General features: G+C 70.4%; 10 protein-coding genes and 1 pseudogene. 7 read left to right on the plus strand and 4 right to left on the minus strand.

Annotation, left to right across the window (positions count from 1 at the left end; genetic code table 11):
• Positions 1 to 93 precede the first annotated feature (93 nt).
• Positions 94 to 825 (minus strand): response regulator, encoded by a 732-nt coding sequence (locus tag AC2W7C_RS08930; RefSeq protein ID WP_486001120.1) that lies wholly within the window; start codon positions 823 to 825, stop codon positions 94 to 96.
• 88 nt (positions 826 to 913) lie between these two features.
• On the opposite strand from AC2W7C_RS08930, the gene AC2W7C_RS08935 reads away from it, so the two are divergent.
• From AC2W7C_RS08935 to AC2W7C_RS08955, 5 genes and pseudogenes are all read left to right on the plus strand, one after another.
• Positions 914 to 1,792, plus strand: coding sequence for a branched-chain amino acid aminotransferase (locus AC2W7C_RS08935; protein ID WP_486001121.1), 879 nt, complete (start codon positions 914 to 916; stop codon positions 1,790 to 1,792).
• 6 nt (positions 1,793 to 1,798) lie between these two features.
• A complete protein-coding gene (locus AC2W7C_RS08940; RefSeq protein ID WP_486001122.1) occupies positions 1,799 to 2,014 on the plus strand; it encodes a hypothetical protein in 216 nt (71 codons plus the stop codon).
• Between the two features lie 57 nt (positions 2,015 to 2,071).
• Positions 2,072 to 2,929, plus strand: a pseudogene (locus tag AC2W7C_RS08945) (aminotransferase class I/II-fold pyridoxal phosphate-dependent enzyme); the annotation flags it as partial.
• Positions 2,926 to 3,549 carry a dethiobiotin synthase gene (bioD, locus tag AC2W7C_RS08950; protein WP_486001123.1) on the plus strand — a complete coding sequence of 208 codons (624 nt, stop codon included), beginning with the start codon at positions 2,926 to 2,928 and terminating at the stop codon, positions 3,547 to 3,549. The pseudogene AC2W7C_RS08945 and the gene bioD, both read left to right, overlap by 4 nt.
• Positions 3,546 to 4,820 (plus strand): adenosylmethionine--8-amino-7-oxononanoate transaminase, encoded by a 1,275-nt coding sequence (locus tag AC2W7C_RS08955; RefSeq protein ID WP_486001124.1) that lies wholly within the window; start codon positions 3,546 to 3,548, stop codon positions 4,818 to 4,820. The genes bioD and AC2W7C_RS08955 overlap by 4 nt, the downstream gene beginning before the upstream one ends.
• 263 nt (positions 4,821 to 5,083) lie before the next feature.
• Here AC2W7C_RS08955 and AC2W7C_RS08960 read toward each other — a convergent pair whose 3' ends face one another.
• Positions 5,084 to 5,908, minus strand: a complete 825-nt coding sequence (locus tag AC2W7C_RS08960; RefSeq protein ID WP_486001125.1) for a DUF4349 domain-containing protein — start codon at positions 5,906 to 5,908, stop codon at positions 5,084 to 5,086.
• Between the two features lie 396 nt (positions 5,909 to 6,304).
• Here AC2W7C_RS08960 and AC2W7C_RS08965 point away from each other — a divergent pair, with 396 nt between their 5' ends.
• Together AC2W7C_RS08965 and AC2W7C_RS08970 are read left to right on the plus strand one after the other, a co-directional pair.
• On the plus strand, positions 6,305 to 7,576 hold the full coding sequence (locus AC2W7C_RS08965) for a NupC/NupG family nucleoside CNT transporter (RefSeq protein WP_486001126.1): 1,272 nt from the start codon (positions 6,305 to 6,307) through the stop codon (positions 7,574 to 7,576).
• A 29-nt stretch (positions 7,577 to 7,605) separates the two neighbouring features.
• Positions 7,606 to 8,226, plus strand: coding sequence for a glutathione S-transferase family protein (locus AC2W7C_RS08970; protein WP_486001127.1), 621 nt, complete (start codon positions 7,606 to 7,608; stop codon positions 8,224 to 8,226).
• A gap of 1 nt (position 8,227) precedes the next feature.
• Here the strand turns inward: AC2W7C_RS08970 and AC2W7C_RS08975 are convergent, their stop codons facing one another.
• Positions 8,228 to 9,241: a Rieske 2Fe-2S domain-containing protein gene (locus AC2W7C_RS08975; protein ID WP_486001128.1), complete on the minus strand. Its 1,014-nt coding sequence runs from the start codon at positions 9,239 to 9,241 to the stop codon at positions 8,228 to 8,230.
• Positions 9,238 to 9,487: hypothetical protein (locus AC2W7C_RS08980; protein ID WP_486001129.1), on the minus strand; the 250-nt coding region annotated here is incomplete at its 5' end. The genes AC2W7C_RS08980 and AC2W7C_RS08975, both read right to left, overlap by 4 nt.

Here is a 9,487-nt window from a genome sequence, read left to right on the forward strand (position 1 = left end):
AGGATGGTGGAGGGGTTGCGAAACGTGCGCCGGGGCCGGCGCCCCTCCACCGCTTCGCGGTCCCCCTCCCCCGATCGGGAGGCATGCGCATCATCAGTCCGGAGCCAGCATGTAGCCCACGCCGCGCACGGTCTGCAGGTAGCGCGGGTTCTTGGGATCGGCTTCCAGCTTGCGGCGCAGCCGGGTCACTTGCACGTCGACGGCCCGGCCGGTGATGTCGGCGGTGTCGGGCGACAGGCTCATGCGCTCGACCGGGGCGTGGGCGTGGATCGCCAGGGTCTTCAGCAACTGGGCCTCGGCCTCGGTGAGACGTTGAAGCTTGCCGTCGCGCATCAGCTCCAGCCGCTCCATGTCGAACACCGCCGGCCCCAGCTTGATCTCGCGCGGGGTCAGCGGCTTGCCGCCGGTGCGGCGCAGGATGGCGTCGATCCGCAGCGCCAGTTCGCGAGGATCGAAGGGCTTGGACATGTAGTCGTCGGCGCCGCGCGACAGGCCTTCGATCCGGTCGTCCGGATCGCCTTTCGCCGTCAGCAGCAGAACCGGCGTCTTGGAGGTCTCGGCCTTGCCCCGAATCCAGGTCGTCAGGTCGAAGCCGCTTTCGCCCGGCATCATGACGTCCAGCACGATCAGGTCGAATTCGATCAGCTCGACGAGCCGCTTGGCCGCCGCCGCGTGGGCCGCGCCGGTGACGCGATAGCCTTCGCGGGTCAGGAATTCCTTCAGCAGTTCGCGGATGCGGTCGTCGTCATCGACGACCAGCAGATGGCGGCCCGCGCCAGGGCCCGCGATGGGGCCCGAACGCCCGAATGCGCGAACGTCGCTCATGCGAGTCGGGCCCGATGGACGCGACAGGCGTTGACCTGAGCGATTCCGGCGGGTCTAAACCGGGGAGTTTCGCGGGAGACGTTCTTCAATGGCCTTCGTTCCTTTCGACGATCGTGACGGCTGGATCTGGATGGACGGCGATTTCGTGCCCTGGCGGGAAGCGAAGACGCACGTTTTGACCCATGCCCTGCACTACGGCTCGTCGGTGTTCGAGGGGGAGCGTATGTATGGCGGCGAAATCTTCAAGCTGACGCCGCATTCGGAACGTCTGCAGCGCTCCGCCAACCTGCTGGATTTCGACCTTCCGTACAGCGTGGCCGAGATCGACGCGGCCTGCAAGGAAACCTGCGAAAAGATGGGTCTTTCGGACTGCTATGTGCGTCCCGTCGCTTACCGCGGGCCCGAACAGGTCAGCGTCTCGGCCCAGAACAACAAGACCCACGTGGCCATCGCCGTGTGGGAGTGGCCGAGCTATTTCGACCCCGAGACCAAGGCCCGCGGGATTCGCCTGGAGTGGGCCAAGTGGCGTCGCCCCGACCCGATGACCGCTCCGTCGGCGGCCAAGGCGGCCGGTCTGTACATGATCTGCACCATGTCCAAGATGGCGGCCGAGAAGCGCGGCTACGCCGACGCCATGATGCTGGACTGGCGCGGCTACGTGGCCGAGGCCACCGGCGCCAACGTCTTCTTCGTGCAGGACGGCGTGCTGCACACCCCGCCGGTCGACGCCATCCTGGACGGCATCACCCGCCAGACCGTGATCGAGATGGCCAAGGCCAAGGGGATCGAGGTGGTCGTGCGCCACATCCGGCCCGAGGAGCTGGCGACCTTCAGCGAATGCTTCGTCACCGGCACCGCCGCGGAGGTGACGCCGGTCAGCGAGATCGGCGAATACCGCTTCACGCCCGGCCCACTCAGCCTGGGCCTGATGGAGGACTACGGCCGCTTGGTGCGCCGTCAGGTCTGATCCCGCTTGAACCCTCTCGACGCCCACCGCACCGGCCTTGACCGGCTGACCGCCGCTGGCCGCCGCCGCCACCTGAGGCCGCGCGCGGGCGTCGACTTCTCGTCCAACGACTACCTGGCCCTGGCGGAGTCGCCCGAGCTCAAGGAAGCGGCCGCCGCCGCCCTGAACCGAGGCGTGCCGGTCGGGTCCGGGGCTCGCGCCTGCTGCGGGCAATCATCCTGAGCACGAGGCCCTGGAGGCCGAGGCCGCGGCGCTGTTCGGGGCCGGGCGGCGCTCTACTTCTCGTCCGGCTACGCGGCCAACGCGACCCTGCTGGCCTGCCTGCCCCAGCGCGGCGACCTGGTGGTCCACGACGCCCTGATCCACGCCAGCGCCCACGAGGGCATGAAGCTGGGTCGCGCCGAGGTCCGGACGGTCCCGCACAACGATGTCGGCGCGATCGAGAGCGCGATCGCCGCCTGGCGTGCCGAGGGCGGCAAGGGCGCGGTCTGGATCGCGGTCGAGAGCCTGTATTCGATGGACGGCGACCAGGCCCCCCTGGCGGAGCTGGCCGCGCTGGCGGATCGGCGCGGCGCCATGCTGCTGATCGACGAGGCGCACGCGACCGGCGTCTTCGGTCCCGGCGGCCGCGGGCTGGCGGCGGGGCTGGAGGGACGCGAGAACGTCGTCACCCTGAGAACCTGCGGCAAGGCGCTGGGCAGCGAGGGGGCGCTGGTCCTCGGCGACCGGACCATCGTCGACTTCCTGGTCAACCGGGGGCGGGGCTTCATCTTCTCCACCGCGCCCTCGCCGCTGATGGCGGCGGTCTGCCGGACCGCGCTGACGCTGATCGGGGACGGGGACCGGCGGGCGCGGCTGGCCGCCCTGACCGCCAAGGCTGGAGACCTGTTCGAACGCCGGCTGGGCGTGTCCGCCACCGGCTCCCCCATCATTCCCGTGATCCTGGGGCGGGACGCCCGGGCGATGTCGCTCGCCGCCGCGCTGCAGGGCCAGGGCTTCGACATCCGGGGAATTCGACCGCCGACCGTGCCCATCGGCACGGCCCGCCTGCGGGTTTCGCTGACGCTGAACGCCGGCCCGGCGGACGTCGAAGCCCTGGTCGACGCCCTGGAGCCCCTGCTGGCGGACGTCGGATGACCCGCTTCGTCGTCACCGGAACCGACACCGACATCGGCAAGACCGTCTTCGCCGCGGCGCTGACCCGGGCCCTGGACGGCTGTTACTGGAAGCCGGTGCAGGCGGGGCTGGAGGGCGGGACCGACGCGCAGACCGTAACCCGGCTGGCGGGCCTGGCCCCCGATCGTGTCCTGCCCGAGGCCTGGCGTCTGCACACCCCCGCCTCGCCGCACCTGGCGGCGGCCCTGGACGGCGTGGAGATCGACGCCGACGCGCTGGTCCTTCCAGCCTGCGATCGCCCGCTGGTCGTCGAGGGCGCGGGCGGCGCCCTGGTCCCGCTGAACGACCGAGTGCTGTACGCCGATGTGTTCGCGCGCTGGGGCGTCCCGACGGTCGTCTGCGCCTCGACCCGTCTCGGCACGATCAACCACAGCCTGCTGACGCTGGAGGCGCTGCGCCGCCGCGGCGTCCCGGTCGTGGGCGTGGCCTTCATCGGCGAGGCCAATCCATCCTCCGAGGAGGCCATCGCCCGCTTCGGCGAGGTGAAGCGCCTGGGCCGCTTGCCGCGACTGGACCCGCTGACCCCGGACGGACTGATCCAGGTCTTCTCCGACGCCTTCGACCTGGAGGACTTCGCGTGACGACCTCGCCGGTCTGGCACCCGTTCACCCAGCACGGGCTCAACGCGCCGATCCCGCGCGTGGCGCGCACCGAAGGCGCGGCGCTGTGGACCGAGGACGGCCGCCGCATCGTCGACGCCATCTCGAGCTGGTGGGTGATCACCCACGGCCACAGCCACCCGCGCCTGCAGGCGGCGATCCGCCGGGCCAGCGAGGCCTACGACCAGATCATCTTCGCCGGTTTCACCCACGAACCGGCCGAGACCCTGGCGCGGGGCCTGGTCGAGATCACGCCCGAGCCGCTGACCCGCGTCTTCTATTCCGACAGCGGGTCGACGGCGGTGGAGGTCGCGCTGAAGATGGCGCTGGGCTTCTGGCTCAACACCGGACGGCCCCGGCACCGGATCGTGACGCTGCAACACGGCTATCACGGCGACACCATCGGCACGATGTCGGTGGGAGAACGGGGCGTGTTCAACCGCGCCTACGCGCCCCTGCTATTCGATGTGGCGACGATCCCCTTCCCGGAGCCCGGAGCCGAACAGACGGCGATCGACGCGCTGGAGGCGGCCTGCATGTCGGAGCCGCGGCCTGCCGCCTTCATCGTCGAGCCTCTGATCCTCGGGGCGGGCGGGATGCTGATGTATCCGCCGGCCGTGCTGAGGGCGTTCCGCGAGGTCTGCGCCCAGCACGAGGTGCTGTTCATCGCCGACGAGGTGATGACGGGCTGGGGCCGCACGGGGACCCTGCTGGCCTGCGAGCAGGCGGGCGTGACGCCGGACATCCTGTGCCTGTCCAAGGGCCTGACCGGCGGCGCCCTGCCCTTGGCGGCGACCCTGGCTACCGAGGCGGTCTTCGAGGCGCACCTTTCGACCGACCGGTCGAAGATGTTCTTCCACTCGTCCAGCTACACCGCCAATCCGATCGCCTGCGCCGTCGCCGCCGAGAACCTGGCCATCTGGCGCGAGGAGCCGGTGCTGGAGCGGGTGGCGGCGCTGGGCGCGGGGCTCGAGGCGGGGCTGAAGGGGCTGTCGGGTCACCCGGCCGTATCCGACCCCCGGCGGCTGGGCGGAGTCGCGGCGGTGGATTTCCACGCCGGGGCCGAAGGCTATCTCTCCGGGCTGGGGCCCTGGCTGCAGGCCTTCTTCCTGGAGCGGGACCTGCTCATCCGGCCGCTGGGCGACACGGTCTACGTCATGCCGCCCTACTGCGTCGGCGAGGACGACCTGGGCCGGATGTGGGCCGCGATCGGCGAGGCGGCGGACCAGGTCGCGGCCGGCCGGGCGGGCTGAAGGGACCCGGTTTTCGAGCCGCTTGTCATCCCGGACGCCGCCTGCGGCGATCCGGGACGGAATGCACAGACCATCCGGACCTCCCGGAAATCGCCGCGCGATTGTCCGGGAGACAGGCGATCGCATGCCCCGACCTGTCGCCCGGATAGCTGCTGACGCAGCTTCCGGGCGGACGACGTTTACGCGCCCGAGCCTCCCGGATCGCCGCCTGCGCGGCGTCCGGGATGACAAGGTGAACGCACGTCGATCAGGGTCGATGTCGCCTAGGCCGCCGCCGCCTTGCGCCGGCGCACCGTCGCCCACCAGACCACGCCGCCGATGACCGCGATCGGCAGCAGGACCGAGCCGACGGTGATCAGGATCGCCAGCATGCCCATGGACAGGCCGAACGCGTTCTGGAGCGCCTTGGCCACCGGCCGCGTCGGGCTGTCGGCCGCCATGACCCCGCCCTCGCGGTATTCGATCGTCAGCCGGGCGGACTGCACGCGGGCGTTCAGTTCGCGCAGCTGAATCTGCTGGGCGTCGTACTGGCGCTGGAGGTCGGCCAGCTCCCGCTCGATCTGCAACCGCTGGGCCAAAGTTCCGCCCTGACGGCGCTGCAACTCGCGGATCCGCTCGGCGAGGGAGGCGGTGGTCTTGGCCCCGGTCTCGGCCTCGTCGATGCCGCGGGTGACGTCCTCGCCCTCGGTCACCGCCTCCTCCAGCCGGCCGCCGGCGTTCTGGGCGTCGATCGCCAGGGTGGAGCGGAACCGGTTGAGCCATTCGGGCTGACCCCGCAGCTCCAGACGGCCGCCCGGGTTGCGCGAGGTCCAGTCGGCCTGGGCGGTGACCACCTGGCAGAGGCCCGCGCCCGCCGAGACGCAGGCGAACTCGTGCCGGCTCATCAGTTCGGCGCCGCGATCCTTGGGGGCGGACATCACATAGCTGAACGCGTAGGCGATGCGGGCGATCGGCGCGAGCGGGGCGGGGGCCGGCGACGGCGCGACGCGCTGGGGCGTCGGCTCCTGAGCCAGGGGAGACGTCGGCGGCGGGCGGTCTCGTCCGGTCGGGCGGCGGACCACGCCGTCCGTCGTCGAGGGCGCCCGCACCTGCAACTTGGGAGACGGGGGCGTCTCGATCCGATGGGTGGCGGCCGCGTCGCGGCCGACGCCGGCTCGACGACGTTGACATCGACGGCTTGGTCGGAGGCTTCAGTGGAGGCGTAGTCGGACGTGTTGTCTTCGGCCGCCGGTTGGCAGGCGGATAGAACCAGTGCGCTGGCGCAGGCCAGCATCAGTGCCTTTCGCATCGTCGTTCTCCCTGTCCCGTGCTGATCACGGTTCCGTGATGGCGCGCCCGGATCGAGGCGAAGTGTGGGCTGGGCGGGAGCGGAACCTTGGCCGTGCGGCGGCGAATTCGCGTCACGGTTTCCGTGCTTGCCAGACGCGCCGACGTGGCGTTCAACGGGACGGGTCCGGCGGGGAGCCGGTCGGGGAAGACGTTCGATGTTCAGCCTGCTGAATCTCCAGAGCCTGCTCGGGCTGCTGGTCATCCTCGCGGCCTGCTGGGGTCTGTCGGAGAACAAGCGCGCCTTTCCCTGGCGACTGGCGCTGGGAGCGGTCGCGGTGCAGGCCGTGCTGGTCCTGGCCCTGTTCGCCATTCCGGGGTCCCGCAACGTACTGGCGGCGATCACCGGCGCGGTCGACGGCCTGGCGCTGGCGACCAATCGCGGCACTCAGTTCGTGTTCGGCTATCTGGCGGGCGGCGACCAGCCCTATGTGATCTCCAACCAGCCGGCCCTGTTCACCTTCGCCTTCCAGGTCCTGCCGCTGATCCTGGTGATCTCGGCGCTGTCGGCCCTGCTCTGGCACTGGAAGATCCTGAAGTGGATCACCCAGGGCTTCGGCCTGCTGTTCCAGCGCACCATGGGTCTGGGCGGCGCCTCGGCCCTGGCGGTGGCGGCCAACATCTTCCTGGGCATGATCGAAAGCCCGATCGTCATCCGGGCCTATCTGGACAAGCTGACGCGGTCCGAGCTGTTCCTGATGATGGTCGTGGGCCTGGCGACGGTCGCCGGCTCGACCATGGTGGCCTACGCCGCCATCCTGTCGGCCACCCTGCCGAACGCGGCGGGCCACGTCCTGGTCGCCTCGATCGTCTCAGCCCCCGCCGGGGTGCTGTTGGCGCGGATCATCATTCCCGAGAAGGCCGGCTACGAGTGCGAGGACGCCGACTACACCTCGGCCCTGAAGTACGACAGCGCCATCGACGCTATCGTGAAGGGCACCTCGGACGGGCTGATGGTGGTGCTGAACATCTCGGCGGTGCTGATCGTCTTCGTGGCCCTGGTCGCCCTGGTCAACGTGATGGTCGGCGGCCTGTGGCTGTTCGGGGACCATGTGACGGTCGAGCGCGTGCTGGGCTGGATCTTCATGCCCGTGGCCTGGCTGACCGGGGTGTCCTGGGACGAGGCGGGCAAGGCCGGATGGTTGCTGGGGGTCAAGCTGACGCTGACCGAGTTCGTCGCCTTCATCGAGCTGGGCAAGGTGCCCGCCGGCGAGATGAGCGAGCGCACCCGCATGCTGATGACCTATGCGCTGTGCGGCTTCGCCAACATCGGCTCGGTCGGCATCACCGTGACGGGCCTCAGCGTCCTGATGCCCGAACGACGCGAGGAGGTGCTGGGCCTGGTCTGGAAGGGGCTGTTCGCCGGCTTCCTGGCCACCCTGATGACCGCCTGCGTGGTCGGGGCCTTGCCGGGAGCGATCTTCCGCTGATACCGTTGCGATAAGAAACGGAGGTCGCGATGAAGCTCTACACCTCGCACCGCGCGCCCAATCCGCGCCGGGTCCGCTGGGTGATGGCAGAGAAGGGCGTCCAGGACGTCGAGCTGATCGAGATCGACATCATGGTGGGCGAGCACAAGACGCCCGACTACCGCGCCCGGGTCGGCGTCCCCCATGTCCCGGCCCTGGAACTGGACGACGGGACGACCATCTCGGAATCGATCGCCATCGGCCGCTATCTGGAAGCCATCTATCCCGAGCCCAACCTGTTCGGCCGCGACGCGCGCGAGCAGGCGGTGATCGAGATGTGGACCCGGCGCTGCGAGTTCTACCTGGCCAATCCGATCATGCTGAACGTGCGCCACTCGCATCCGGCCCTCGCGGCGATCGAGGCGACCCAGGTGCCGCAGGTGGCCGAGTACAACCGCCTCGCCGCCGAAAAATTCATGAGGACGCTCGATCGCCGCCTGGCCGAGCACGAGTTCCTGGCCGAGGACCGCTTCACCATCGCCGACATCGTGGGCGTGGTCGGGCTCGATTTCGCGCGGCTGATCCGCTACCGGCCGCCCGAGGAGCTGACCCATCTGGCGCGCTGGCTTGAGGCCTGCCGGGCGCGGCCGGCGGCCAAGGCGGGGACCTGAGCTAGAGCTCGCACTCGAACGGGCCTTCCTCGCCCGGCTCGATCCTCTGGCCCTGGTAGAGCTGCGCCACCCGCGCCCCCAGCAGGTCGCCCGGCCCCTGGAGGAAACGCGGGGCGCCGAAGCGCTCGATGTTGTCCAGCTGCGTGGCCAGGGCGCGCCGGTCCTGGGCCACCACCGGCTCCAGGAACAGGCGGATCGCCGCCTCCTTCAACCAGCCTGGCCCACGGCCCTTGGGGGTGGTGAAGCAGGCGAAGGGCATGAGCGTCGTGGGCGTTACCGGGGTGAAGAAAACGGTGACGCACAGGGTCAGGCCCTTGGGCCCCTCCCAGCGGGCCTGGACCAGGGTGGGGGAATAGAGACGCGTTCGGCTGCGATCGCGGGGCGGTTCCAGAAGGCGGGACATCCAGCCCAGGTCCGGCTGGGGCTGTTCGATGATCGATTCGATCCAGTCCTCGCCCGCCCGCACAGACAGGCGCACCGGGATCCGCCGCGCACTGCGGCGGATGATGCCGTCGTGGATGAAGTTGGTGTGGAACGGGTCCAGCACGTTCTCCAGCGCGTCCAGGGCGCGGCCGCGCCAGACGCCCTGGGACCACCAGAAATGATCGTGGCCGGGATCGCCCCACGGGTCCAGGTTCGGCAGGTCGGGACCGCCTGGCGACAGACGGACCAGCACCGCCCCGTTGACCTCGCGCGTCTCGACGGCCGAGGCGGACAGGCGGCGGTCCTCGCCCGGCTTCAGGTCACAGCCCGCCACCTCGACACAGGCGCCGTCCGCCGCGAAGCGCCAGCCGTGATAGGGGCACTGGATCGCGCCGCCGATCACCTTGCCCTCGGACAGGGGATAGTTGCGGTGCGGGCAACGGTCGATCAGCGCCCCGATCCGCGCGGCCTCATTCCGGAACAGCACCAGCGGCGCGCCGGCGACCGTGCGGGCCAGCGGCGCCTTGCCGACCTCGCGGGACAGGGCGGCCATCTGCCAGCTGCGGGCCAGGCTGTCGGGCAGGGGCGTCACGGGCAGCTCCAGCGGGCGGCCTCGAGCGGGCGGCCGTTCCATTCGATGTCTGCGGTCATAGCCTGGGTCAGTGAGCGGCCGGTGAAGAGGGCGGACAACGCGAAGCCGGCGGCGTCGGCCAGGGCCCCAATGACGGGCAACGGATCGCCAGGCGCGGACAACACGTCCCGGCCAATGTCGGCCCGGGCCGAGCGCGACAGGCCCCGGCTCCAGAGGGCGGGACCGAGGTGCCGGGGCGCGTTCGCC

The organism is Brevundimonas sp. CURTG3B2_SDJG (assembly GCF_057364705.1).

Excerpts from the sequence above, each read along its gene's own strand:
- AC2W7C_RS08930 (WP_486001120.1), bottom strand. The coding sequence starts at position 825 with ATGAGCGACGTTCGCGCATTCGGGCGTTCGGGCCCCATCGCGGGCCCT.
- AC2W7C_RS08935 (WP_486001121.1), top strand. The coding sequence starts at position 914 with ATGGCCTTCGTTCCTTTCGACGATCGTGACGGCTGGATCTGGATGGAC.
- bioD (WP_486001123.1), top strand. The coding sequence starts at position 2,926 with ATGACCCGCTTCGTCGTCACCGGAACCGACACCGACATCGGCAAGACC.
- AC2W7C_RS08965 (WP_486001126.1), top strand. The coding sequence starts at position 6,305 with ATGTTCAGCCTGCTGAATCTCCAGAGCCTGCTCGGGCTGCTGGTCATC.
- AC2W7C_RS08970 (WP_486001127.1), top strand. The coding sequence starts at position 7,606 with ATGAAGCTCTACACCTCGCACCGCGCGCCCAATCCGCGCCGGGTCCGC.